The sequence below is a fragment of the Bacillus sp. BC05(2025) genome, assembly GCF_056725905.1.
In genome coordinates this window covers 638465-663193 of the sequence record NZ_JBWYRA010000002.1, presented here as the reverse complement: position 1 = coordinate 663193, position 24729 = coordinate 638465, and the positions used below count along the sequence as shown (strand labels likewise).

At 34.8% G+C, this 24729-nt stretch carries 30 protein-coding genes and 1 pseudogene; 21 read left to right on the top strand and 10 right to left on the bottom strand.

Annotated elements, in window-relative coordinates; all coding sequences use genetic code 11:
* Nucleotides 1-528 precede the first annotated feature (528 nt).
* The gene (locus ACZ76X_RS09360) at nucleotides 529-693 is read left to right on the top strand and encodes a hypothetical protein (protein WP_000746319.1); all 165 of its coding nucleotides are present in this window, start codon (nucleotides 529-531) and stop codon (nucleotides 691-693) included.
* 736 nt (nucleotides 694-1429) lie between these two features.
* Here ACZ76X_RS09360 and ACZ76X_RS09355 read toward each other — a convergent pair.
* Entirely contained in the window at nucleotides 1430-1537 is a 108-nt protein-coding gene (locus tag ACZ76X_RS09355; RefSeq protein ID WP_000505670.1) for a YjcZ family sporulation protein, read from the bottom strand.
* A gap of 310 nt (nucleotides 1538-1847) precedes the next feature.
* Here ACZ76X_RS09355 and ACZ76X_RS09350 point away from each other — a divergent pair, with 310 nt between their 5' ends.
* Nucleotides 1848-2261: a hypothetical protein gene (locus ACZ76X_RS09350; protein WP_479850273.1), complete on the top strand. Its 414-nt coding sequence runs from the start codon at nucleotides 1848-1850 to the stop codon at nucleotides 2259-2261.
* 86 nt (nucleotides 2262-2347) lie between these two features.
* Here the strand turns inward: ACZ76X_RS09350 and ACZ76X_RS09345 are convergent, their stop codons facing one another.
* The gene (locus ACZ76X_RS09345) at nucleotides 2348-2803 is read right to left on the bottom strand and encodes an LptM family lipoprotein (RefSeq protein ID WP_479850272.1); all 456 of its coding nucleotides are present in this window, start codon (nucleotides 2801-2803) and stop codon (nucleotides 2348-2350) included.
* A 192-nt stretch (nucleotides 2804-2995) separates the two neighbouring features.
* Between ACZ76X_RS09345 and ACZ76X_RS09340 the strand changes: the two genes are divergently transcribed.
* From ACZ76X_RS09340 to ACZ76X_RS09330, 3 genes are all read left to right on the top strand, one after another.
* Nucleotides 2996-3385 (top strand): YflT domain-containing protein, encoded by a 390-nt coding sequence (locus tag ACZ76X_RS09340; RefSeq protein WP_001970546.1) that lies wholly within the window; start codon nucleotides 2996-2998, stop codon nucleotides 3383-3385.
* A 50-nt stretch (nucleotides 3386-3435) separates the two neighbouring features.
* Nucleotides 3436-3636 carry a CsbD family protein gene (locus ACZ76X_RS09335; RefSeq protein ID WP_479850271.1) on the top strand — a complete coding sequence of 67 codons (201 nt, stop codon included), beginning with the start codon at nucleotides 3436-3438 and terminating at the stop codon, nucleotides 3634-3636.
* 75 nt (nucleotides 3637-3711) lie between these two features.
* Nucleotides 3712-3963, top strand: coding sequence for a GlsB/YeaQ/YmgE family stress response membrane protein (locus tag ACZ76X_RS09330; RefSeq protein WP_000522902.1), 252 nt, complete (start codon nucleotides 3712-3714; stop codon nucleotides 3961-3963).
* A 181-nt stretch (nucleotides 3964-4144) separates the two neighbouring features.
* Here the strand turns inward: ACZ76X_RS09330 and ACZ76X_RS09325 are convergent, their stop codons facing one another.
* Nucleotides 4145-4345 carry a hypothetical protein gene (locus tag ACZ76X_RS09325; RefSeq protein WP_063260037.1) on the bottom strand — a complete coding sequence of 67 codons (201 nt, stop codon included), beginning with the start codon at nucleotides 4343-4345 and terminating at the stop codon, nucleotides 4145-4147.
* Between the two features lie 197 nt (nucleotides 4346-4542).
* Between ACZ76X_RS09325 and ACZ76X_RS09320 the strand changes: the two genes are divergently transcribed.
* From ACZ76X_RS09320 to ACZ76X_RS09300, 5 genes are all read left to right on the top strand, one after another.
* Nucleotides 4543-4881 carry an STAS domain-containing protein gene (locus tag ACZ76X_RS09320; protein ID WP_479850270.1) on the top strand — a complete coding sequence of 113 codons (339 nt, stop codon included), beginning with the start codon at nucleotides 4543-4545 and terminating at the stop codon, nucleotides 4879-4881.
* Nucleotides 4882-4887: 6 nt separating this feature from the next.
* A complete protein-coding gene (gene rsbW, locus ACZ76X_RS09315) occupies nucleotides 4888-5370 on the top strand; it encodes an anti-sigma B factor RsbW (protein ID WP_087957589.1) in 483 nt (160 codons plus the stop codon).
* Entirely contained in the window at nucleotides 5333-6109 is a 777-nt protein-coding gene (gene sigB / locus ACZ76X_RS09310) for an RNA polymerase sigma factor SigB (RefSeq protein WP_479850269.1), read from the top strand. Before rsbW ends, sigB begins: the two co-directional genes overlap by 38 nt.
* 69 nt (nucleotides 6110-6178) lie before the next feature.
* Nucleotides 6179-6619 carry a ferritin-like domain-containing protein gene (locus ACZ76X_RS09305; protein ID WP_046953946.1) on the top strand — a complete coding sequence of 147 codons (441 nt, stop codon included), beginning with the start codon at nucleotides 6179-6181 and terminating at the stop codon, nucleotides 6617-6619.
* Nucleotides 6620-6792: 173 nt separating this feature from the next.
* Complete coding sequence (locus ACZ76X_RS09300) at nucleotides 6793-7935, top strand: SpoIIE family protein phosphatase (RefSeq protein ID WP_479850268.1); 1143 nt, start codon at nucleotides 6793-6795, stop codon at nucleotides 7933-7935.
* A 38-nt stretch (nucleotides 7936-7973) separates the two neighbouring features.
* Here ACZ76X_RS09300 and ACZ76X_RS09295 read toward each other — a convergent pair whose 3' ends face one another.
* The 3 genes from ACZ76X_RS09295 to ACZ76X_RS09285 form a co-directional block, all read right to left on the bottom strand.
* Complete coding sequence (locus ACZ76X_RS09295) at nucleotides 7974-8831, bottom strand: CheR family methyltransferase (protein ID WP_479850267.1); 858 nt, start codon at nucleotides 8829-8831, stop codon at nucleotides 7974-7976.
* A 16-nt stretch (nucleotides 8832-8847) separates the two neighbouring features.
* Nucleotides 8848-11538 carry an ATP-binding protein gene (locus tag ACZ76X_RS09290; RefSeq protein ID WP_479850266.1) on the bottom strand — a complete coding sequence of 897 codons (2691 nt, stop codon included), beginning with the start codon at nucleotides 11536-11538 and terminating at the stop codon, nucleotides 8848-8850.
* A gap of 204 nt (nucleotides 11539-11742) precedes the next feature.
* Nucleotides 11743-11994: a hypothetical protein gene (locus tag ACZ76X_RS09285; RefSeq protein WP_000991708.1), complete on the bottom strand. Its 252-nt coding sequence runs from the start codon at nucleotides 11992-11994 to the stop codon at nucleotides 11743-11745.
* Nucleotides 11995-12202: 208 nt separating this feature from the next.
* Between ACZ76X_RS09285 and ACZ76X_RS09280 the strand changes: the two genes are divergently transcribed.
* The 4 genes from ACZ76X_RS09280 to ACZ76X_RS09265 all read left to right on the top strand — a co-directional run bounded on the left by ACZ76X_RS09280 (nucleotide 12203) and on the right by ACZ76X_RS09265 (nucleotide 13714).
* Nucleotides 12203-12340, top strand: coding sequence for a hypothetical protein (locus tag ACZ76X_RS09280; protein WP_000359816.1), 138 nt, complete (start codon nucleotides 12203-12205; stop codon nucleotides 12338-12340).
* A 39-nt stretch (nucleotides 12341-12379) separates the two neighbouring features.
* Nucleotides 12380-12910, top strand: a complete 531-nt coding sequence (locus tag ACZ76X_RS09275) for a general stress protein (RefSeq protein ID WP_479850265.1) — start codon at nucleotides 12380-12382, stop codon at nucleotides 12908-12910.
* A gap of 152 nt (nucleotides 12911-13062) precedes the next feature.
* A complete protein-coding gene (locus ACZ76X_RS09270; protein ID WP_306187110.1) occupies nucleotides 13063-13266 on the top strand; it encodes a DUF4028 family protein in 204 nt (67 codons plus the stop codon).
* A gap of 136 nt (nucleotides 13267-13402) precedes the next feature.
* Nucleotides 13403-13714 (top strand): YbjQ family protein, encoded by a 312-nt coding sequence (locus tag ACZ76X_RS09265; RefSeq protein ID WP_000637511.1) that lies wholly within the window; start codon nucleotides 13403-13405, stop codon nucleotides 13712-13714.
* Nucleotides 13715-14268: 554 nt separating this feature from the next.
* On the opposite strand, the gene ACZ76X_RS09260 is transcribed toward ACZ76X_RS09265, so the two are convergent.
* Both ACZ76X_RS09260 and ACZ76X_RS09255 read right to left on the bottom strand, forming a co-directional pair.
* Nucleotides 14269-14574: a hypothetical protein gene (locus ACZ76X_RS09260; RefSeq protein ID WP_479850264.1), complete on the bottom strand. Its 306-nt coding sequence runs from the start codon at nucleotides 14572-14574 to the stop codon at nucleotides 14269-14271.
* Nucleotides 14575-14691: 117 nt separating this feature from the next.
* A complete protein-coding gene (locus ACZ76X_RS09255; protein WP_479850263.1) occupies nucleotides 14692-15684 on the bottom strand; it encodes a zinc-dependent alcohol dehydrogenase family protein in 993 nt (330 codons plus the stop codon).
* Between the two features lie 112 nt (nucleotides 15685-15796).
* On the opposite strand from ACZ76X_RS09255, the pseudogene ACZ76X_RS09250 reads away from it, so the two are divergent.
* A pseudogene (locus tag ACZ76X_RS09250) lies at nucleotides 15797-15925 on the top strand (hypothetical protein); the annotation flags it as partial.
* A 67-nt stretch (nucleotides 15926-15992) separates the two neighbouring features.
* Here ACZ76X_RS09250 and ACZ76X_RS09245 read toward each other — a convergent pair.
* Nucleotides 15993-16133 carry a YflJ family protein gene (locus tag ACZ76X_RS09245; RefSeq protein WP_000273537.1) on the bottom strand — a complete coding sequence of 47 codons (141 nt, stop codon included), beginning with the start codon at nucleotides 16131-16133 and terminating at the stop codon, nucleotides 15993-15995.
* A 154-nt stretch (nucleotides 16134-16287) separates the two neighbouring features.
* Between ACZ76X_RS09245 and ACZ76X_RS09240 the strand changes: the two genes are divergently transcribed.
* A complete protein-coding gene (locus ACZ76X_RS09240; protein ID WP_098671137.1) occupies nucleotides 16288-16650 on the top strand; it encodes a hypothetical protein in 363 nt (120 codons plus the stop codon).
* Between the two features lie 26 nt (nucleotides 16651-16676).
* Here ACZ76X_RS09240 and ACZ76X_RS09235 read toward each other — a convergent pair whose 3' ends face one another.
* Entirely contained in the window at nucleotides 16677-16862 is a 186-nt protein-coding gene (locus ACZ76X_RS09235; RefSeq protein ID WP_000539547.1) for a YhzD family protein, read from the bottom strand.
* A 135-nt stretch (nucleotides 16863-16997) separates the two neighbouring features.
* Between ACZ76X_RS09235 and ACZ76X_RS09230 the strand changes: the two genes are divergently transcribed.
* The 5 genes from ACZ76X_RS09230 to ACZ76X_RS09210 all read left to right on the top strand — a co-directional run bounded on the left by ACZ76X_RS09230 (nucleotide 16998) and on the right by ACZ76X_RS09210 (nucleotide 24717).
* A complete protein-coding gene (locus ACZ76X_RS09230) occupies nucleotides 16998-18239 on the top strand; it encodes a metallophosphoesterase family protein (RefSeq protein WP_479850262.1) in 1242 nt (413 codons plus the stop codon).
* Nucleotides 18236-21160: an ATP-binding protein gene (locus ACZ76X_RS09225; protein WP_479850261.1), complete on the top strand. Its 2925-nt coding sequence runs from the start codon at nucleotides 18236-18238 to the stop codon at nucleotides 21158-21160. Before ACZ76X_RS09230 ends, ACZ76X_RS09225 begins: the two co-directional genes overlap by 4 nt.
* 41 nt (nucleotides 21161-21201) lie before the next feature.
* Nucleotides 21202-22146, top strand: a complete 945-nt coding sequence (gene yhaM, locus ACZ76X_RS09220) for a 3'-5' exoribonuclease YhaM (RefSeq protein ID WP_000726638.1) — start codon at nucleotides 21202-21204, stop codon at nucleotides 22144-22146.
* Between the two features lie 294 nt (nucleotides 22147-22440).
* Complete coding sequence (locus tag ACZ76X_RS09215; RefSeq protein ID WP_479850260.1) at nucleotides 22441-23868, top strand: serine hydrolase domain-containing protein; 1428 nt, start codon at nucleotides 22441-22443, stop codon at nucleotides 23866-23868.
* Between the two features lie 648 nt (nucleotides 23869-24516).
* Nucleotides 24517-24717: a hypothetical protein gene (locus tag ACZ76X_RS09210; protein ID WP_000858032.1), complete on the top strand. Its 201-nt coding sequence runs from the start codon at nucleotides 24517-24519 to the stop codon at nucleotides 24715-24717.
* The last annotated feature ends 12 nt before the right edge of the window (nucleotides 24718-24729 follow it).

Below are 24729 nucleotides of genomic sequence, written 5' to 3'. Positions count from 1 at the left end.
TAAACTCGCAGTAATCCTTCCATTGATTGTTATATCCGGGTTAATTTCATTGTATATATAATTTGAAAAAGTACGTAACTTAATTTAGTAAAAAACTTACTAGAACTACCACTATGGCTACTTCTCCACGATAATTATGTGCTAATTCCTTTTTCTTCTGGTTCCTACGTCATATATAAGATGTACAGTATAAATTTTATTGGTATGTTACACCCGCTTAGCATGTGGTTTTACCTTTAATTAATAGCTTGTTCTCTTGTTAATCGCTGCATGGATTACCAAAATATCTAATACAGAAGACCGGCATACATAAACTATTGTATTTCTCAATAAACAAAAACAACTTAACATGGTAAAATAATAGTTGGATGGGAGTCCAATACATATTATTAAAATTAAGATGGTTCAAGTCGGAGGAGGGCACCTTAGGGTGTCTTTTCTTTATGAATAGCTTGTCCTCTTCTATATAACTCTTTAAAATATAAAATGTGCCATCTTTGCCCTTCCCTTATGAAGGGAGGGACAGGAATGAAAAAACGTAAAAAAAAGGCGACCAAAAAGACAGAATCCCAGTCTTTCGTAAGTAATCTAGCATCGTGGACGACAGTACTGAGAAATATTCATTACTTCTTCACGCAAAGCCAGTTTGTAAAACATATAATTCAATTCATCAAAGAACAAATTGGAATGTAAAAAAGTGCTGCTATGATTAGCAACACTCAACTCAAAAACTAAAGTAGATCGAACACTGAGCTGAAAGTACTGACCATACTTTCTTCGCACAAGACCAAAGTGATTTAGAAGCGGCAAAGATGTCAGTGTTCTATCTTCTACTAAGATTATATTTTATTTTGTCCATAATAGACCTTATATATACGTTAATAAAAAAGAAATACCCCGGCGACCAACCGGGGTATTTCATGACCAATAGGAATGAAAAAACTTGGCGACCAAACCTAGCTTTTGTGTTATTCCCATAAAATTTAAAAACTAAGCAACATCTTGTTGCACTTTTATTTTATCATTATCTTTCTCTGATTGGAATACATTAGATTATTTTTTAGATAAGAGTCCAATACATATTATTAAAATTAAGATGGTTCAAGTCGGAGAAAGGTACCTTAGGGTGTCTTTTTCTTTTTTAAAATGACAGTTTTGACTTAAAGAAGATACATTTTCAATGGATGATTCTCATGAATATATAAATAAAGTTTATCCATTGATAACTAAGTTGAAAGTGGAAAATATATTGTAATGACAATTTTACTTCTTCTATTTTCATGAATATGTATAATTACATAAAAATTCAAGGGAAAAGAGAGTATACTTTCTTATTGTGTAATAAAGATAAGGCCTGCCTACGGAAATAGGTGGGCTTTTTTTACATATGAAGAAAAGACACTCACATGAGTGTCTTTTCGATAGTTTTTTAGCAGAAGCAAGCAGCTCCAACGATGATTAATAAAATAAACAATACAACTAATAAAGCAAATCCTCCGGCGAAGCCACAGCCGCCACAACTACCACCAAAGCCCATAGCAGTTCCTCCTTTTAATAGGAGGAGAAAAACAAAGGTTCACTCATGTGTTTTAACGGATTCCATTTACTTTATGCTTTTACGAATGAATGGAGCAGGTCCTTTTCAAAATAGATTTATTTATTCTTAGAAAGAGTTCAAGGGCAAAATAGGAGAATCTATATTATTCATTAAGAGGGGATAAGTGGAAAATAAAATATCCAAAAATACAGATGGAAATCCGCTTTTATACCTTTCATTAAAATAATACTAGCATTATATATTATAAGGAATACTTGTCCTTAATTGTAAATGAAAGGGGGGAATTGATATGAGTTATGGCTATAGTCATCCTCCTGGAAAATGTCATAAACATCACAATGAAACTTTGTCAACGGGTGTATTACGTAGACATTCCGCTACGTTGTTTCTTACTGTGGAAGCTATGAATGTTGATCCAGATGATACTCATACAGTAACTGTTGAAATGTTTGATTGGTCATCGGGTTCTCCGGTATTGTTACCATTAGTAGACCCTTCAACACAAACATTGGCACCTAATCGATATGTTACTTTTCGTTCAGCAGCTCTTCCTCCAGGAGTTTTTGCTTATGAAGTAAGAATCATTCGTTCGAAAGATAGAGATGTTGTTACGAATGTTTTTGGTCTTAGTGCAATAGTATTTAACCCACAAGAAGGAAATAATGTTTTACAACATGATTTAGCAAAATTAGATCTTAAATAGCTTTTATAAAAGTTTATTTATGGGACAAGATTAAAAAAGAGTAGGATGTAATCCTACTCTTTTTTAACATCAATTATATTAAAATTTTAAAAGAAGTCCTTCATCATTTTCACATCTTTAATATTCACTGTCACACCTTCAACCTTATCTTTCTTCTCATCTTTAGCAATCGTAATTTGCTCCTTATTATCAACCCACACAAGAAATTCTTCTTTTGCGTCATCTTTATATGTAATGGTAATAGTAGAATGTGCAGATTCTCTCTTTTTTTGATCTAGTGTGATTTGCTTAGGAGTGCCTTTTTGAACTGCTGAAACGATAGATTGTATCATTTCTTCGTTGTCTGTTTGAGATTTTGAAACGTTGTTATTTTTTGTGCTAAGTATTTCGATATCTGTAATATTTGCGGAGTTTAATTGAAAGGCATTTTGTTTCTGTTCTTGTTTAGCTTGTGGAGATTTGTCGGTAGCTGAGGTACTGGCACAGCCTATTAAAGTGAAAGATAGAGTGGTTAGAGCGCATATAGATATGATTTTTTTCATAGTATCCCTCCTTATGTTTAATTATAACAATTTTCTGTTAATTTAGGTAGTTATTGTAAGTGGATTTATTCTACTAGTTGTAGGATAGAAAAAATTCACATAACTTTTTTCATATTTTATGTTTAACATTTCGAAAATGGGTGTACTACATATAATATAACAAATAATTCATTTTAAAGGAGGAAGTTAAAGATGGAAACGAAGTATAGTAAACCTTTTGTATATGAATTTATTACGGAGAAAGAGGTCATGAATGCGGCGAATGATCTAGTGAAGAAAGGAATAGACCAAAAAGATATTTACGTATTAACACATGAGAAAGACAGGACAAATAGAATTGCAGATAATGCAGACGTGAATACAATTGGGATAAAAGAGGAAGGACTTGGGACAAGCATTATTAACGTCTTTCAAAACACGGGAGATCAGTTAAGAAATAAGATGCAAGAGTTAGGGCTTAATGAGGAAGAAGCAAACTTCTACGAAGAAAAGCTGGATGAAGGAAAAATCTTGTTATTCGTTAAGGATTTAGAAAGAGTCGGGGAATGGTTACAAGAAAGAAGATGCATGTATTCTATTTAAATTTGTATCCTGTAAATCTATAAATCTATTACGAAAAGGAGATTGTAAATATGAGTGAGAACGGGCTAAAAGAACAAGTTAAAGGTAAAGTTGAAAAGAAAAAAGGACAAGTAAACGAAGGAATTGGTGAAGTTACAGATGATAGAGAGTTGAAAAATGAAGGGAAGTGGGAAAAGACGAAGGGAACGATAAAAGAAAAAGTCGGAAAAGTGAAACAAAAGATAAGTGATGAATTGGATAATAAAGAATAATATATGTTCATCAAGCTTTGGTTACATACCAAAGCTTGATGAATCCAATATAAAACGAATATAGGAGGTTTAATTGTGGGACTTATTATTACGTGTATTGTAGGTGGACTTATTGGTGCGTTAGCTGGAATGATTACGGGAAAAGACTTTCCTTTAGGTATAGTTGGTAATGTGATTGCCGGTTTAATCGGATCTTGGGTAGGTAGTGCGTTATTTGGTCATTGGGGTCCTGAATGGGGAGGCATCTTTATTCTTCCAGCTCTATTAGGTGCAATCGTCTTTATTTTAATCGTTACATTCTTTTCTAGAATGCTACGGAAAGCGTAAGTAGTAAATGAATGATAATCTTAAGTTTGTTATATGCGACTATAAGGTTAATAAGTTCGTAAAAATACATAAAAAAAGCATCCAATTAAACTAATTTGGATGCTTTTTTTATGTAATCTGCATAGGAATGAGTGGAGGATGAAGAACCTCCACTCATTAACATTACACTTTCTATTATGTATTAAGCCATCGTTACTTTTTTACAATTATTTATTCTTACGACTTGCCTTGGTTCTATATGAGATAAGTCCTCGTCATTACCTATATCCACTACAATTGTATTCGTTAGTATGTTAATAATGGAACCAACTAATTTTGTAGCATGATCGTGTCGATAAGAAAATTGAACAAAATCTCCCTTTTTAAAGTTGTGCTCTTCCATAGATAGATCCCCCTAAAAATAATGTTTATACATTATACATACACAAATTTATAAGGTTTAAACATTTTGTAGTATTTTTTAAGCATGAAGCTGGGTAAAGTGTAGAAAAATTATTTATAATTAAAATTAAAAAATATGTTTAAAATTAATTTTTATGGGTAATTAACATAGTAGTAGTTTGAGATAAGGGGGCGGAAATGATGAATTTGTCAGTAAATATTTTGCAAAATGATGTAGGTTATACGGTACAACTTAATGGTGAGATTGATGCGTATACGGCATCAGATTTAAAAAATAAGATGATGCCTATTGCAAGCGAAAAAGAGGTTCATATTGTAGTAGATTTTACTGAGGTAGAGTATATGGATAGTACAGGTTTAGGCGTATTTATAGCTCTATTAAAAGCGGTTAAGAAAAATGATGGCAAACTAGAATTTATTGGTGTATCTAAACGACTAAAAAGATTATTTGATATTACAGGGCTAACAGAAATATTAAATTTGAATGCGGATTTTGAAAAAGTAGAAAGAAGGTGACTAGGGATGATGGAGAGATTTGAAAAGATAGAAATGAAAATTCCTGCAAAGGCAGAATATGTGGCTATTATTCGTTTAACAATGGCTGGTGTTGCGAATCGAATGGGCTTTGCTTATGACGATATAGAAGATATGAAAATTGCTATTAGTGAAGCATGTACAAATATTGTACAACATGCATACAAAGAAGACGTTGGAGAAATTGCAATTGTCTTTGGTCTATATGAAGATCGATTAGAAATTATGGTTGCTGATAATGGGATTAGCTTTGATTTTAGTACCTTAAAAGAGAAAGTTGGTCCGTATGATATTAGTAAACCAGTAGAACATTTGCCGGAAAATGGTTTAGGTTTATATTTAATCAATACGTTAATGGATGATATACAAATTATGCATGATGAAGGCATGACAGTTTTAATGACAAAATATATACAAAGAGAGCAGGTGGAGAATGATGGAAATCCAATCTCAACCTACAAATCTTGCTAAAGAAGACGTTATTAAACTAATTGCAGACTTCCAACAAAACCAATGTGATGAAGCGCAGGAAAGATTAGTGAATCACTATAAAAACCTCGTACATTCCATTGCATATCGCTATTCAAAAGGTGGACCGATGCATGAGGATATTGTACAAGTAGGAATGTTAGGGCTCTTAGGCGCAATAAGAAGGTATGATTATTCGATAGGGAATGCTTTTGAGCCGTTTGCAATACCTACAATAGTAGGCGAAATAAAGAAGTATTTACGTGATAAGACTTGGGGTATTCATGTTCCAAGGCGAATTAAAGATTTAGGCGGGAAGATTAAACTTGCGATAGAGGAGCTAACAGATCAACTGCAACGTTCACCGAAGATTATAGAGATTGCGGATCATTTAGGACTATCCGAAGAGGAAGTGCTAGAAATTATGGATGCGAAAAATAATTATCGAGTATCTTCCTTAGATGATGTAGTTGAAAATTCATCTGATGGAAGTTCGGTAGCGAGAATTGAATCTGTAGGTGAAGTAGAGCAAGGATATGAAGAGACAGAAAGGCGTCTCGTTTTAAAGGATATTTTTAACGTATTAAATGAGACGGAAAAGAGTGTTATTCATTATATATTTGGAGAAAATTTAAATCAAAAGGATACAGGGGAACGGTTAGGTATTTCACAAATGCATGTTTCTCGTATTAAAAGACAAGCGATAAGTAAATTGAAGCAAGCAGCATTTTTAGATACATAAAAATTTAAAAGAATTATGTTTAAAACATGAGAAAAGGGGTAGTTATTAAGTATAGGAGGAGATATAAAAATGTCACACGATGTGAAAGAACTAATCGAAGGATTGAATGAAGATTTAGCAGGAGAATACTCGGCAATTATTATGTATAACCATAATGCTGCTACAGTTTCTGGTATATATAGACAAGTGTTAAAACCTTTCTTTGAATCTGAAATTAGTGATGAACAAGGACATGCCCTATATTTAGCGGAGAAAATTAAGACGTTAGGTGGTACACCTACTACGATCCCTTTACCAGTGAAACAAGTAGAAGACGTTAGAGAAATGTTAGAAGAAGCTAGAAAGTCAGAATATGAAACAATTAAGCGTTATGAAACGAGAAAAGAACAGGCAGCGAAATTAAATATGACAGAGTTAGTTGTAAAGTTAGAAGATATGATCGCAGATGAAACAAATCATATGGAAGAGTTAGATCGTCTTTTAAGTGATAAAGCAATGGTGTTAAATTAAAAGTGGAAATTTATAGAGTGAAAGAACAAACTCTCATTTCTAGGGGGTTTGTTCTTTTGCTGTATAAATATGTTTGAGTAGGAAATTTTCATTTTGTAACTGAGTATGTAATACTAGAAAAATAGAAAATGATAATCGATTTACATTTTAAATAAGAAAAGGGGAAATAACTTGTGTCCATTTTAATTGTCGATGATAATCCGGTTAACATCTTTGTAATTGAAAAAATTTTAAAACAAGCCGGATATCAGGATCTTGTATCGCTGAATTCTGCACAAGAGCTTTTCGAATACATCCATTTTGGAAAAGATTCTTCCAGGCATAATGAAATTGATTTAATACTATTAGATATTATGATGCCTGAAATTGATGGACTTGAAGTTTGTAGGCGATTACAAAAAGAGGAGAAGTTTAAAGATATTCCTATTATTTTTGTAACAGCTTTAGAAGATGCGAATAAATTAGCTGAAGCGCTTGATATAGGCGCAATGGATTATATTACGAAACCGATAAATAAAGTTGAATTGTTAGCGCGTATGCGTGTAGCATTACGCTTGAAATCAGAATTAAATTGGCATAAAGAACAAGAAGAAAACCTTCGTAATGAATTGGATTTAGCTACACAAGTACAAAGAAACTTATTAAGTAGCCCATTAAGAGAAGATCATATAAAAATTGAAGCAAGCTATTTACCTTCATTCAAACTAGCTGGAGATATGTATTATTGGTATAAAATCGATGAAAACCGCTACGGTATTATATTATTGGACGTAATGGGACATGGTATATCTGCTTCATTAGTTTGTATGTTTATTTCGTCTGTATTACGTGAAACGATTAAATGTTTAATTGATCCAGAACTCGTCATTAAAGACTTAAATAAATATATGACTCTTTTACATAATGAGAATGACAATATTCCATATTATTTTACAACGATATACTTAGTAGTGGATACAGAAAAGAGAACGATTGAATATGTAAATGCAGGACATCCTTCTGGATACGTTTTAGTTGATGAAACAAATATGGTTGAACTGAATCGCGGGAGTTGTGCGGTAGGATTTTTTGATGAAATAAAAGTTGAAAAGACAGTTATACCTTTTGAGAAGAACGCTCAAATCATGTTGTTTACAGATGGTGTTCTTGAAGCAATTGCAAATGATGAATTTGAGGCTGAAGAGAAATTACGTGCTTTTACAGAAAGAAAATGGGGAGATTTAGAAGAAGAGATAGAAGGGTTTTATAAGGAAGAACAGAAGAAAGAACAATCAGATGATATGTGCCTCATTATGATACAAACGAATGCGAAATAAAAAGCGTATGAAATCCAAATAGAGGATTTCATACGCTTTTATTGTATTTTTTGATAGATTTGTTCGTTCGGATTAAATTGGATATAATGCGGCATTATATCTGAAAAACGTAGAGTTTCTTTATTTCCTAAACATAGGAAGCCATTGTGACCTAAGCTCTCATAAAATAGTTGCTGTACTTGGTTTTGAAGTTTACTCGTAAAGTAAATTAAAACGTTACGGCAAAGTATAATATGAAATTCGTTAAAAGATTGATCAGTTACTAAATTATGCTGCGCAAAAATAATGTTTTGTAAAAGAGCTGGATTAAAATAAGCAAAACGATTATCTGTTGAATAATAGTTAGAAAATGCTTGTGTACCGCCAGCTTGTAAATAATTTTTCGTATAAGTTTGCATTTTATTTAACGGAAGGATGCCTTGTTTTGCTTTTTCTAACACATTTGTATTCATATCTGTTGCGTAAATAACAGCTTTTTCACTTAATCCTTCTTCGTGAAGTAAGATGGACATGGATAATACTTCTTCACCAGTTGCGCATCCGGCGTGCCAAATTCTAATTTCAGGATACTTTTTTAATTCAGGAATGATATGCTCTCTTAGCGCTTTAAAAAAGTTAGGGTTACGAAACATTTCAGTTACGTTAATGGAGAAATCATTTAATAACTGTTCTAAAAAACCTTCCTCATGAATTACTTTTTCAATTAACTTTGAAATGGTTGGGATATTAGAGATCTGCATTCGATTACAAATTCTTCTAAAAATAGATGTGCGAGCATATTGGCGAAAATCGAAGCCAGATAGTTTAAATACCGCTTCCAATAGTAATTCAATTTCTAAGTTCGTACGCTTATCCATATCTACAGATGGATCAAAATTATAATACTTATTTTCCACTTAAACTAAACCTCACTTATTTTATTAACCATACACTCATTACCGAATAGAGTTGATGTAAATTTAATGGTTTACTTATATAATCTGAAGCACCAGCAGATAAACATTTCTCTTTATCATTTGGCATTGCTTTCGCAGTTAATGCGATAATAGGTATTTCATGTAACCCTAAGTTCATTCGAATATGTTCCATCGTTTCATAACCATCCATATTCGGCATCATAATATCCATTAAAATAAGGTCAATATTTGTATTGTTTTTTAGTATGTCTAAACACTCTATGCCGTTCTGTGCAGTAATAATGTTGGCATGTTGTTTTTTTAATGCATTTTGTAATGCAAATATATTTCGGTGATCATCATCGACAATTAAAATGTTTTTCTCTTGGAAGACGTTACTTGTTTCTGGCGTCACGATAGTTTCCTCCACAACTTCAGCAGGAATAACATCTTCTATCGTTGCTGCAACTTCTAAATTAGATACTTGTACATCAGTTAATCCATTTGGAAGGTTAGGGATATATACGGTGAAAGTACTGCCTTCTCCTACATGACTCTCTAACGTAATCCAACCACCTAACAATCTAGCAAACTCTTTGCAAATAGATAAACCTAAGCCTGTACCACCGTATTTTCGAATCGTTGCACCATCTGCCTGTTGAAAGGCTTCGAAAATAAGTTGATGCTGTTCTTTAGCAATACCAATACCAGTATCTTTTACCGAAATTTTCATCCAATCATTACTGATAGACTGCATATCAGGACTTAAATTAGTTGTTGCTATTGAATCGAAATGTAAAGAAACGGATCCTGTTTCCGTGAATTTAAATGCATTGGATAATAAATTTTTAATAATTTGTTCAATCCGTTTTGCATCTGTATAAAATAGATCAGGAATCGTATCACTGTCTTCAACAGTAAATTCGACATTTTTTTGTGCAGCTATATGTAAAAAGTTTTGATGCATACTTGCTGCCATGTCACTTATATTCGTTGCTTCAAAAATCACATCTAGTTTCCCAGCTTCTACTTTTGATAAATCAAGTATGTCATTAATTAAAGTAAGTAAATCTTTCCCTGATGAATGAATGACAGTTGCTAATTCAATTTCATCGTCGGATAAATGATTATCATGATTTTCTTTTAACATTTCAGATAATAGTAAAATACTATTTAACGGTGTGCGTAATTCATGTGACATATTTGCTAGAAATTCTGATTTATATTTTGAGCTACGTAATAACTCACTTGCTTTTTCTTCTAATTCTGATTTAGTAATTTGTAAGTCAGCTGTCTTTTGCTCCGCCTCTTCCGTTCTAGACTCTAGTTGTTCATTCGTTGTTCGTAATTCTTCGGCTTGCATTTGTAGTTCTTCAGCTTGCGTTTGTAATTCTTCTGATTGAACTTGCAGCTCTTCTGTCATTGCTTGGGATTCATGTAAAAGAGTTTGAATTCGCATACGTCCCATAATGCTATGGATTGTTAAACCTAGATTATCAACGGTTTGTTGAATTAAATCTTGATGTAAGTCTGAAATCTCAGTTACACTTACTAACTCCATTACTGCGATTACTTCATCCTCAAATAAGATAGGGATAACTAGTAGGTTTTTAGGGCGTATTTCTAATAATCCAGTAGTAACGTAACGGAATTCTTCAGGTATGTCCCTGAGAATAAAACTTTTCTTTTCTAAAGCAGACTGTCCAATGAAACCTTCACCCATTTTAATGGATTGTTTCCCAATATCAGCACCTTGATCTGCGAAAGAAGCTTTCTTCACATAGTAGACAGTGTCTTCAATTTCTTCACGAACATAAAATGCACCGCAAGACGTTTGCGTTTTTTGTATAACGCCACTAAGAATTTTGCTACCTAACATCTCAATAGAAGATACACCTTGATACATTAAAATTAATTCTGCAAGCTCAGTTTGCAACCACTCTCTTTTCGATATTTCGTCTAGTAAATGGTTCGTTGTATGAGCCAAATCTTTTATTTCATCATGGCTGTTCACATGAATTCTTTCCGTAATTTTTTCTTTAGAAGAAATGGATTTAATAGCTTGAATTACATTTTTAATCGTTTTTGTAATGGAATTCGAAATATAGAGTGAAATGATAATGGAAATACAAGAAAGTAAGAACAATAAGCTGTATAACCAAATCTCTAATTTATTATTTTCCGTATCTAATTGTGCAGCTCTTTTTTTCGTTAGTTGTTCCTCTACACTACGGAAGTTAGTTAGCTGCGATTGTAGTGATTGAATTTGAGTCGTGTCGATTGATTGTACGTTATTACTATTGTGATTTGTAATGAATGGGTGAATCTCTTTATTAATCCAACTAGTAATGTTTTCATTAATCTGTTTTAACTTTTCTTGCTGAGAGGGGTTATCCTCTAATAGAGCTAAAAGACTTTGATAATGTTTTTCGTAATCCTTTTCTGCAGCGTTAAGGGATTGAACGTAATTTACATCATTAGAAGTGATAAATCCTTTCGTTTTATTTTCAATTGTTAGTAAATCTTTCTCCACTTGATTCGTTAAATTAAGAACTTTAAAATCGTGCTCAATAATAAAGTTACGAGATTTTTGTAAACTGGAAATCTCATTGTTTAGCATAATGAAAGAAATAAGTAAGAACAAAATGATAACTAAATAACCAGCCATAATTTTGTAACGAATACTAAATTTTGCTTTCGATTTCATCAAAAATTCCTACCTTCAAGATTATTAAAAGTTTTCAATCGTAAAGAATGAAAACGTAATATATATTATATCAGTTTTCGTAAGGCCAAACTAGAAATCCCCCTATTGTATTAGGGGGTTCGTTTTTCACAGAGGAAATCATTTTGAAATATAAAACTATATATGAAAAGTAACAATCGAGGGAATAGGGGGATTATAAAACTTTTAAGAAGGAAAAAGTGTTCTTAAAGCTTTTTTTGCATCTATTCCTTCAAAGATAAATAATACAAGTTCTCTCTTTTTGACAGTAAGGAAAAAAGATACTAATGTGCTTAAGTTTTTAATAGAAGTAAGTGTTCCGTGTTTACTTATAAATACATTCGTTTGAAATGTTGTCATTAAAGCATAAAAGTGATGAATCTGCGTTATTGTAGGTGTTTCATTATAAAGAATAGTAGTAGATTGAATGGCATTCATCGTAATATCCCTTTCTGTATAGTAAGTATAACAATATAAACGTACCCGTTTTAAAAAATGTTAAACATATAAAATTAAAAAAATATAATTATAGTTTTTTACGTTTAGAAAGGGTTGGGAAGGGTATACATATACCATAAAGAGATTGACCGAAAATGAATTGTAAGGTTCTATACTTTTACTTTAAATAAAAAGGAGACTGTTACATATGGATAAAATGATAACGGATATTACATTTGATTTTATTTACTTGTTAAGTAGTTCTCTTGTAGTTCTTCTATTATTAGCATTTTTCGTAAATGGTTATGTGAATAAAAAAATTAGTGTATATAAAAACGAAGAGTAATAAAGATAAATGATAAAAAACTTTAGGAGGTTACTAGTTATGAATGTAGATAGAAAAATAGTAGGTGTTTTTAGAACAATTGATGATGCAGCACTCGTTATTAATGAATTAAAAGATAAAGGATATGCGGCTAATAACATTTCAGCTATTGCAAAGGATCGAGAGGAAATTGAACACCTGGAAGAAAAATCGGGTGAAAAAGTGAATCATGAAACTGCACATAAAGGGGATATTTTTTCAGCGACAGGGCTTGTAGCTGGAGGAGTAGCAGGCGGACTCGGTGGTTTATTAACAGGTCTTGGTGTACTTGCCGTATCTGGACTGGGCCCAATTGTAGCAGCGGGACCTATCGCGGCAGCTATTGGGGGAGCCGGTATTGGCGGAGGAGCTGGAAGTTTAATAGGAGCATTTATCGGATTAGGCATTCCAGAAGAGCACGCTAAGAAATATGAAGAATACATTTACAATGGAAATATATTAATTTTAGTAGATGCAAAATTAGATGATAAGTTAGAAATCTATGAAATATTTGATAAGCACAATGCGTATAACTCTGATTTCTTTAAATAATATATACGTCACATATTTAAACATAATGAATATCGTTTTTTGATCTTACAACTTTGGCGCGACCGAGGAGTCGTATGACTATAAGAGAGGAAGGGCTTATAGTAAAAGATCAAGTCCTATTATGATATTGAGAAAGGAAGAGGTGTCTTTTCGTGATTGTAAAAATATTAAAGGATAGTAGTAATAGCTTCCTTTGTACAGTGCAAAATAAAAATGGAGAGAAGTATGTAAAGAAATGGTTTCATAAACAGGGAAACAAGGAAGAATTAGGACGACCAACTTTTAAAGAAGTAGAAAAGGACTGGAAAGAAAATAGAGAATCTTTTATGTATCCGAATGTGAAAGCGTTTTATTAAATGGAATAGGCACTTTATTCTTACAAAACTGTCACATTCCTGTAAGGTAATTCAATAGATTCGTTGCTTGTTCCATGTCATAATAAAGACATAAGAAAGCTTATTCAAACTACAACTTATTAGGAGCGTGTCAGTCATGATTGTAACAACAACGTCTGGAATTCAAGGTAAAGAAATTATTGAGTATATCGATATTGTAAATGGTGAAGCTATTATGGGTGCAAATATTGTCCGCGATTTATTCGCTTCTGTTCGTGATGTTGTCGGTGGTCGTGCTGGTTCTTACGAAAGCAAACTAAAAGAAGCTCGTGATATCGCAATGGATGAAATGAAAGAACTTGCAAAACAAAAAGGTGCGAACGCTATCGTTGGTGTTGACGTAGATTATGAGGTTGTTCGTGACGGAATGTTAATGGTTGCTGTAAGTGGTACAGCTGTACGTATATAAGTAAATAAAAAACAGGCTCACCCCTTGGAGTTTATACTTTGAGGGGATTTTTTTGTTCATAATTAAAGGTAAGAGGGAGAAGAGCCAATGTACTAGCCTGCTTATTTCAAATGTAGTATATTATTTTTAAAGTAAAAGTAATAATATGGAAAAACATTAACTTTATAACAAATAATAAAATTGTCATTTGAGGTAAGAAGAGAAATAATGGTATGAATAGCCTTAGAGAGTGTATAGTTGATAGAAATAAACGATTGAGCATGTAAAGAGTGATAGTACATAAAATTTATAAAGGATTGGAGGCGATTACATTATGTTTTGGTTAGGGTGCTTTTTAGGATACATTGTAGGCTCAGTTATTACATGCGCTCTACTTTACTATGGGTATAGATCTAATGAAAACAAAAAAGCGAATATACAAAAGAGGGAGGAGAGGAAAATCAATCAAAAAGGTGTATAGGATGTGGAACGTACGGTGATAACATTGATGCAAAAATAAAGGGCAGTACATATTTTGATGACCACTATGTACTGTCCCGTTTATTCTTTTTTGATTATGAGAAGTTGTTTCCTGTTTTGCTATAAATTTCATAGGCGAAAAACCCCAATAAATAGCCGATTCCGGATCCTAAACTCACTGCAAGAAGTGAATAATCCGGGAAAAACATGCCGAAAATCAAACCGATTATACAGCCAATAAGCATTCCTATCGGTATGAAACTGTCTAATAAAATTTGAGCCTCATTTGATTTTTTCTTCTCCAATTTGCCGTGCTTATATTTATGTTCCAATCTTTTTATTACAAATACTACAATTCCCCCGACTAGTATAACAGGCCAAATTGCCGAAATTAGCCACATGTTAGAAGCTCCTTTCACCTTTTAATAGAATTATACCAGATACTTACAAATTTTCGTTCCTAAATGTATTATCTAGTCTATTTAAAAGGTCAATCAAAAAGACTTCTTCCTTTGCATTTAATAACTCGTCAAAAACACTTTTCCTTTCGTTTTCTCAGCAGATTGCACGACATCAACTGCCGCTTTCACATCCGCTAAGTCATATGTAGAATGGACTTTCATAAAACGTAATTGCTCATTTTCCACTAAGCGAATTAAGTGACGAAACGTTTCTTGCCATTTATATGGTGGCACTTCATTATTCCAATGTCGTAAATGAAATATGTTCGCGTGCACTTTTGCTTTCGTGACAATCTCTGCCCAGTTCACTTGTATTCCTGATAGAAGACCGATCGTTAAAAAGTGCCCGTTTGGACGTAAGGAGAAAGCTAATTCATTTCCATCTGGCCCTCCGATAGAGTCAATCGCAGCATCCGCACCGAGCCCGTTCGTTAATTCCATAACGGTTTCATAAAGCGGGGCAGTAGAAGTATCAATTACATATGCAGCACCAAGGTGAAGTAACTCTTCTGTATGCTTATTATTTCTTGTAACGGCAATGAATCGGAAATTTAAAATTTGGGATAACTGCGCAAATAGATGCCCAATAGCGGACCCACAAGCATTCACTAATAAAACGTCATTACTCTGTAAGTTTAACGTTTCTGTACAAGTAACCCACGCCGTAAGAGGATTAATATACATTTGTGCAGCTGTAAAGTCATCGATAGAATCAGGAATAGGAACTACAAAATCAGCTGACGTCTTCACATATTCTTGCCAAGTACCTTCTCCACGTAACGGTAAAACACGTTTACTGATAAGGTCTCTCGTAACGCCCGCGCCAACATCTTCTACAATACCAACACCTTCATAGCCAGGTATGTTAGGTAAAGGGATTCTATGTGCGTACGCTCCCGTTATTGGAATTAAGTCAGATGGATTAATCGGTCTAACTAACATGCGGACTAAAACTTCATTCTCTTTTAATGGTTCTATATTTTTATATTCAACTTGTAGTACATCTTTTGGATTGCCAAACTTGTGAAATTGAATGTGTTTTCCGTGCAAAGTAATTTTCCCCCTTAGTGTAGTTGGATTTATTATAGCATTTTCAGCTTGGTTGCTTGCTTCGTTAAATATATAGGGAATAGGAATTTAAAAAAGGGAGTAAACATGAAGAATGACATTTAACCAAAATGCAAATATGTTATTCCAGGAATATAAGAAGTATAAAGGCAATATAGATGTGGCTGTATCTGAGGATATAAAAAGTGAAGTTGAAAAGATAAAAGAAAAAAACAAGAAATAATTAAAAATTGTAATTGAAGTTTTAAAAAGCAAGAAGCTACTTTAAAAGTAGCTTCTTCTATTTTTTATTAAGCCGAAGCTCTCTTCATTCTCTCAAGTAAACTAGATAACACATGCGTACGATACGATTCTAGTTTTTTACCTTCATAAGTACGGATACCTAATTTTTTAAGTTCTTTTACATACCAACCTTTGCTTCCGAAATACATGTGATCGCTCCCCTTCAATTTTGTTTTTATTTGTTCTGATTGCATATGGAGGTACAGGTAATATAATGAAGGAAATGAATTTCGCGCGAAAATGGTTAACTTTGTTGCAAAAGACATATATACTAAAGGTAGTATATAACGAGGTGGGCAAGACGTGATTATAGAGAAGCACGAAATTCAAATTGACCAAATTACGAGCGGTAAAGTGAATATCTTTACTTTCTACAGAAATAGAAAGCAAATTGATGATCATTTTTTACGATTGCAAGAACCATCGCTTACAGCAAACTACTTTTATCATTTTCATTTTGATGTAGAGAGCTTGCATCTACTGCAGAAGGAGTTTCCAAGCGTATATCCGTACGACGGTAGTGAAACGATTCACGACTGGACGGAAAAGATGAAAGCAGAATTGCAACATCAGATCCAAACAGGAAAATGGAATAAGCGCGTACGTATCGGTAATCGCATTCTAGATGTGGTGTTTACGTGGTGTGACGAAGATATAGTAGAGTGAAAAAGAAGCGGATGACGCTTCTTTTTTTAGCGCTGGAATAAAACGAGCTTACCTGCAGAAGATGTGCAGCGATGTGTTTTTTCATACAATCCTTTTTCTTTTAAAATAGATTCACCTTTTGCTTTCGCTTCTTTTTCAGTTGCCGCCTCGAATGATTCGTCTAATGCTTTAGAACCATCTTTTTCAAAGACTGTTAGAACGTATACTCCCATGAAAATTCCCTCCAATAATAGAAATCAGAATCTTATAACTATTTTGGCATAAATCGCTAGAATATGCAAAGAAATATATGACATTGCGTGTTACAATAAGGTGAAACTTTTGAAACATAGAAAGGATCGTTATTTGTGAAACAAGTGAAGTTTATACATGCAGCTGATTTGCATTTGGATAGTCCGTTTAAAGGGATGGAGATGAATGTACCGCAGTCTGTTTGGGAGAGAATGAAGCAGAGTACGTTTGAATCGTTCGAGCGTATTGTTGATAAAGCGATTCAAGAGCGCGTTGATTTCGTATTGCTAGCCGGGGATTTGTATGATGCGGAGACGAGAAGTTTGAGAGCGCAAGTGTTTGTGCGCGAGCAAATGAAGAGACTTTCGCAGTACGATATCCCTGTTTTTATTATTCACGGTAACCACGATCATTTAGGCGGAAGCTGGGCAGCAATTGAGTTTCCGGAAAATGTTCACGTGTTTACGGAGCCTTATGTAGAAGAGAAATCATTTTATAAAAATGGTGAGCGATTAGCTTCTATTTACGGTTTTAGTTATTTGCAGCAAGCGGTAACGGATAATATGACAGCGCAGTATACGAAAATGAGTGATGCACCTTTTCATATTGGCATGCTTCACGGAAGTGTGGAAGGGGATGCAGAGCATAATCGCTATGCACCGTTTCAAATTCGTGAGCTGAAAGAAAAGCAGTTTGATTATTGGGCTCTTGGCCATATACATAAACGTGAAATTTTATCAGAAGAGCCATACATGATTTATCCAGGTAATATACAAGGACGTCATCGTAAGGAAACGGGTGAGAAGGGTGCATACTTGATTGAACTTACGAAACAAGGATCGCACTGTTCCTTTTTCCATACGGCGGATGTTGTGTGGGATGAGATAGAAGTGAGTATCGATGGACTTGAAACTGTCGATGAACTTATGACGGGTGTATCGAGTGCGATGAATGAATGCCGAAGAGAAGAGGAAGGGACGCTTTTAACTGTCATATTTACAGGTCAGGGGCCACTTTCTCCTTATTTACGTGATGAAAAACGTGTGGAAGAGATTTTTCATATTTTAGCAGCGGGCGAAGAGCGAAACGATTTCGTATATGCGATGAAGTGGAAGAATGAGACGGTTTCTTTTGCAGAAATCGAACGTTTGAAAGAAGAAAATCATTTCGTCGGTAGTGTGCTAAAAGAGTTAGAAGCTTTCACCAATATGGACGGCGTATTGCGCAGTATCTGGACATCTCCTGTAGCACGCAATAGTATTGAATCTTTTACAGAAGAAGAGAAGAAAGAGATTCAAAAGGAAGCGGAAAACATTATTTTAGAACAATTATTCCAGCAAGAGAGGGATAAGAAATGAGAATTGAAAAGCTCCATATTTATGGGTATGGAAAATTAGAAAATATGGAAATGGATCTGTCAATGCTGAACGTTTTATACGGTGAAAATGAAGCGGGGAAATCGACAATTCGCTCATTTATGAAAAGTATTTTGTTCGGTTTTCCGACGAGAGGTCAGCGCCGTTATGAGCCGAAAGAAGGCGGCAAGTATGGCGGTGCAATGACTGTGGAAACAGAGAAGTACGGCCGTTTGAAAATTGAACGGTTGCCAAAGACGGCAGCTGGTGAGGTAACCGTTTATTTTGAAGACGGGAAAACGGGCGGCGAGGAAATTTTACACGATATATTAAGCGGGATGAATGAAAGTTTATTTGAATCTGTCTTTTCATTTGATATGCACGGTCTTCAAAACATTCATCAGCTTGGCGAAGCGGATATCGGCAATTATTTATTTTCAGCAAGCGCAGTCGGAAGCGATGCGTTATTGCAGCTAGATAAAAAGCTAGAAAAAGAAATGGATCAGCGCTTTAAACCGAGCGGGCGTAAACCAGAAATTAACGTGTCACTGCAAGAGATGAAGAAGCTGGAAGAGAAGATGAAAGAGTGGCAAGGGAAAATTGGCACGTATGAAAAGCAAGTGGAGCAGTTAAAAGAAAGTGAAGAGAAACTTGCTTCTGTTCGCGTGGAAAAAGAGAATGCAGAAAAGCGAAAGCAAGATTATGAAATATTAGCAGCGCTAGAGCCTCTCGTTATTGAAAAGCGTGCGCACGAGAAAGTGTTACAAAACGAGAACGGACAATTTCCTGTAAACGGAATGGCGCGCTATGAAGCGATTAAGGCGAAGATGGAGCCGCTTCAATTACAAGTGGACTCACTTCATAAAAAGATTGAGAATGTGCAATCGGAAATGGAATCGATTCAAATAGATGAAGCGTTTTTGCAAAAAGAAAGTTATGTAGAAGAACTTCGTATGCAGCATATGTCTTACGAAAATGCACGCCAAGAAATGTGTGATCTGACAGGAACAATTACGAATATAAAAGAAGAGCTGGTAGAACTAGAGCAACAAATCGGTGCTACTTTTGAAAAAGAAACGGTCCTTTCGTTTGATATGAGTTTGGCAACGAAAGAGTTAATGACGCAAACGGTGCAAAAGGCGCGTGAATTAGAAACGCAAAAAGCACAGCTCGATGATCGTTTTAAAGTAGCGCAGGAGCAATTAGAGGAACAAGAAGAAAATATAAGACAGATTAAGCAACAAATGTTAGCGGATGAAGAGCGAAATGCGTTAGCTGAGAAAGAGAAGTCGTTCCAAGATGCGGCGTTTATCGGTATGGGCGCAGAGAGAATGAAGCGCAAGTATGAGGAAAAAGCAGGAGCAGCAGTGCAAAAGAAAAAGCAGTGGCAAAGAGTTTGTCTTCTGTTACTTCTTATTAACACAGTCGTTTTATTTACAAGCTTATTTATAGATAACCGCCTGCTTTTATTTATTAGTGTCATTATTTTTGTAGGGATTGTTCTTGCACTTGTTTTATATAAAGATCCGTCAAGTGGATTACAAGAAGAGCTTCTTACTCTTCAGCAAAGTGCTGGCGGGAGGCAAAGTGAAGAAGCGATGTCTGTGCGCTATGAGTTAGAAAAAGATGAAGAGATTCGGAAGCTATTTGAGCGCGAGTCGTATAAGTTGCAGCAAATGGAGCGAGCGTATGATAAAGTCGTTTCATCGTATGAGGAATGGGAGAGAGAAACGTTCCGCATTAGCGAACAAGTAAATGTGTATAAAATGCGCTATACGTTCCCTGAATTTTATACGTATGCGCACATATTGCCGGCGTTTGAGCGTATGGAAAAAATGCAGCAATTATATCGTGATGTAGAGAAGAAAAGTGAGCGCAAATCTTCATTGTATGAAATGATTTCGCATTTTGAACATAAACTAGAAACTGTTATCGGTAGTGCAGAGTATAGTAAGCTGCACGAGGCACAAAGTCGTATGCAAAATGAGAAAGAAAAGCGCCAAACTTGTAAGCAGCTAAAAGAGAAGCTAGCTGAATGGCAAGAAGAATATGGGTTCATGCAAGAGCAATTGAAACAACTGTTAGTAGAACGAGATAGCTTATGGCATATCGCACATTCTACAGATGAAGAGATGTTTTTAGAAGCAGGTAAACTGGCGGAAAAACGTGAAGATGCGGAGAAACAAGTAGGGCGTTTGTTACCGCAAATTGATCTATTAGAACAGCGTTTAACGAGCTTATCATTAGCTGAACATTATGAGGCTGACGGGTATGATGAAAAATTAAAGCAAGAACTGACATTCATGCAAAACTGTCTTACAAAGGAAAAAGAACTGACAGAGCGCATTGCGAAACATCGTATGGAAATTGCGAATTTAGAAGAAGGAAGTACGTACGGCGATTTACTACACGAATGGGAAATGAAAAAAGCACAAGTGCGTGAACAAGTGAAGAAGTGGGCTGCGTATGCGGCCGCAAAGACAGTGTTAACGAAAACGAAGCAATATTATCATGAAGTACATCTTCCTCGTATTTTACAAAAATCAGAAGAGTATTTCGTCTATTTAACAGGCGGACGATATAGTAAAATATTTTCTCCATCAGAGGCGGAGCCGTTTATTGTGGAGCGTAATGATGGTATGCGTTTTTATAGTCATGAACTAAGCCAAGCGACAGCGGAGCAGTTATATTTATCGCTGAGATTTGCATTAGCAAAAACATTTGAGCATGATTATCCATTTATTATTGATGATAGTTTCGTACATTTTGACGAGGTAAGGACAAATCGCACAATTGAACTCATAAAGGAAGTCACACAAGATAGACAAGTCATCTTCTTTACATGTCATGCGCATTTATTAACGTATTTTACAGAAAAACAGATTATAAAATTAACGCATAAGCGTAAAGAAAATGAGTTGTAGTGTGCTATACTAAAAGTAACTGATTTGGTGGAGGAATTCGAATGAAAAAGAAAATTGCAGAGTATGAAGTTGGTGAACAAGTCGATATTTTCTTGTTAATTAAAACAGCGACAAAAGGTATCGCAAGCAATGGAAAGCCATTTTTAACAGTAATCTTACAAGATCCAAGTGGAGATATTGAAGCGAAGTTATGGGACGTATCACCAGAAGTTGAGAAACAATATGTAGCGGAAACAATCGTTAAAGTAGCTGGTGATATTTTAAACTACAAAGGCCGTATTCAATTACGTGTGAAACAAATCCGAGTTGCGAATGAAAATGAAGTTACGGATATCTCGGACTTCGTAGAAAAAGCACCAGTGAAAAAAGAAGATATGGTTGAGAAAATTACGCAATACATATTTGAAATGAGAAACCCAAACATTCAACGTCTAACAAGACATTTATTAAATAAGCATCAAAACGAATTTTTAGACTATCCAGCAGCGACAAAGAATCATCACGAATTCGTATCTGGATTAGCGTATCACGTCGTATCGATGCTTGATTTAGCAAAAGCTATTTCAAATCTATACCCATCGTTAGATAAAGACTTACTGTATGCAGGCGTTATTTTACACGACCTTGGTAAAGTAATCGAACTATCTGGCCCAATTTCTACAACGTATACGTTAGAAGGAAATTTACTAGGTCACATTTCGATTATGGTGAACGAAATTGGGAAAGCAGCAGATGAGCTGCAAATCGATGCAGAAGAAGTATTAATTCTTCAACACATCGTGCTTTCTCACCACGGAAAAGCAGAATGGGGTAGCCCAAAACCACCATTAGTAAAAGAAGCGGAAATTCTGCACTACATCGATAACTTAGATGCAAAAATGAACATGATGGACCGTGCATTAGGACGCACAAAACCAGGCGAATACACTGAGCGTGTCTTTGCACTTGATAATCGTTCGTTCTATAAACCGTCTTTCCATAATTAATAGTGTGAATTGAATGGCCTCATTAAGTGGTAATAAGCTTAGTGGGGCTGTTGTATAATGATAATAAAGTTATTGAATTTTGATTATTAAAAAGCTAAGAGCCTTACTACATTCTACGTAGCAAGGCTCTTTAAAGTTGTTTCAAATTACATCCATCTGTTCGTTCGAGTGTAACTATTCGCAATTATTTGATATTATACAGGTGAATAGAAAGATAAATTAAAATTTAGTTTCGTAGTTGTAAAAGGAGGTTATTTATATTATTCCCTTATAATTTTCCAAAAAGGAGAGTTTATGAAAAAGATTATTGTTTTTGTATTAACGATATTTATATTATTCTCAGGATTTGCAACACAAAGTTATGCGTTGTCAGATTCGCAATCTGCGGCAATACAAGCGTTGCTAGATGATGCCTGTCGTATATCAGGTGTGCCGGGAATGTCAATCTCAATACTTGCTGATGATGAAGTGTTCTACTTTTCTTCAGGGTATGCAGACCGTGAAAAGGGGTTGTCTGCAAGTGAAAATACACTCTATGAGTTAGCCTCGGTCAGTAAAGCCTTTACCGGTATGGGTATTATGCTATTGGAAGAGCAAGGGCTGCTCTCAATGACTGACCCTATCCAAAAATATTTACCTTGGTTTACGTTAAAGTATCAAGGGAAACCTGTTGATATGCAAAGTCTTACACTAAATAACTTTCTTCACCATACCAGTGGTCTAACAAATATTAGGCATACTCAAAATATTCCACAAGGCAATACACCGGATATGTTGCAAAAGACTGTGGAAATGCTCGTGGATGCTGAATTGGCGTTCCCTCCCGGTGAACAGTATAACTATGGAACCGTTAATTATGACGTATTGGGTTTGGTTATTGAGATTGTGTCGCGACAAAGCTATGAAGACTTTATGAAGGAACAGGTATTTCAGCCGTTAGGTCTTCACCAGACGTATGCTTATAAAGAAGATGCTCAAGCCACTGGACAGTTGGCACAGGGCTACCGTTCTTCCTTTTTTATGACAACTCCATCTAAAGCTCCGGATTATGCTGGGAATAAACCCGCAGGCTACATCATTTCTAATACAAAAGATATGGCGCGTTGGATGGGCATACAGATGGGTATCGTGCAGGACATACCCGAAATATTTCACACGGTTATCGAAAAATCACATAGGGGTGATATGTCTGTTTCGGCTGTCAACGGTATGTATTATGCGGCAGGCTGGTCCGTAAACGCCGAACAAACGATTATAGAACACACTGGGGGCAATCCAAATTTCAGAACCGAAGTAGTCATACTGCCAAATGAACGAACAGCCGTCTCCTTGCTGAGCAACGGCGCAAATACCAATACAAACATGGTACTAAAAGTTAAAGATATATTAGAAGGCAATCTAACTCAGTCATATGAAATAAGTGGCACACAGCTTTTGGATATCATTTTGTCGTCTATCACAATTATTCTTTGCCTATTGGCCGTTTTGCTATTTCTCTTAGGATTACGCAGAAGGAGAACGAATGAGCGGCAGCCAATGACAAAAAAGAGAATAACCGTAACAGTTATTTTCCTGACCGCTACGATTGCCCTGAGTATACTGTGCTGTGCTTTCGATTGGTCAACAATGCTTATTTGGCAAACATATAGTGTTCTTACAGCTTTGATTTCGTCAGCATTATTAACAGCAAGCATTACATGGTTTGTATACACTCACCGATAAAATACTTCGCTCCTAAGATAAGCATAATGTTAAGTCATTAAAGTCCGATTGGTGAGGGCTGATAATCAGTGGGGGGTGAAGAAAACCCCCACTGATTAAAGTTTCACTTTATTAAAAATGAAATAAAATAGTTAAGAAGTACGCATGGGTGTAACGAAGAACTAATAAAACATATCTTGCCACTAGAATGGGGGCATATCAACTTTTAAATTGAGTACCGCCAGCATTTCAGAAAAAATATGTTAAGCAAAAAATACAATAAGCTGTCCATATGGGCAGCTTATTTACATAATTCTCGATATTGGAAGTTGATTAATATCAGTTCATTTGTTTTTCGAAAGGAGTTATTTTGTTCGTTCAAAGATAATATCAAAGTAATTCGCGTACCCCATAGTTGGTGGCGCAAATAGTTGATTTTATAGGGGGGAAACCTGTAACTAAAGCCTAATATAGGTGTTTTTGTTTAAATTTTGCTTAATTCTCACTAGTAATTAACTAAAAATTTAGAAATCGTTATATAATGAATTTAATTTAAAATTAGGAGTGATTAAATTGCCAGATATGATAAACCTCGTTCTTTTCATCATTATAGCGAGGTGTTAAAACTTCTAATAGAAAGCATATTCGATTAAGAAAGAAGGGGTAGTTATGAAAACTAGTGAAGAAACGCATTGGCAAAGGTTTAAACGTAAGAGTAAATCCCCGAAAGAGTGGTTAAAGAAAGTATACGAATTTTTTATTAATGAACACGTATGGGATGCTATCTTTAAAGTGTTCCTTAAACTAGTATGGGCAGTAAAAGGTATGGGGAAAAGCTTGAAACGGGTAATAGAAAACATATTCAATTAAATTCTATTCTTT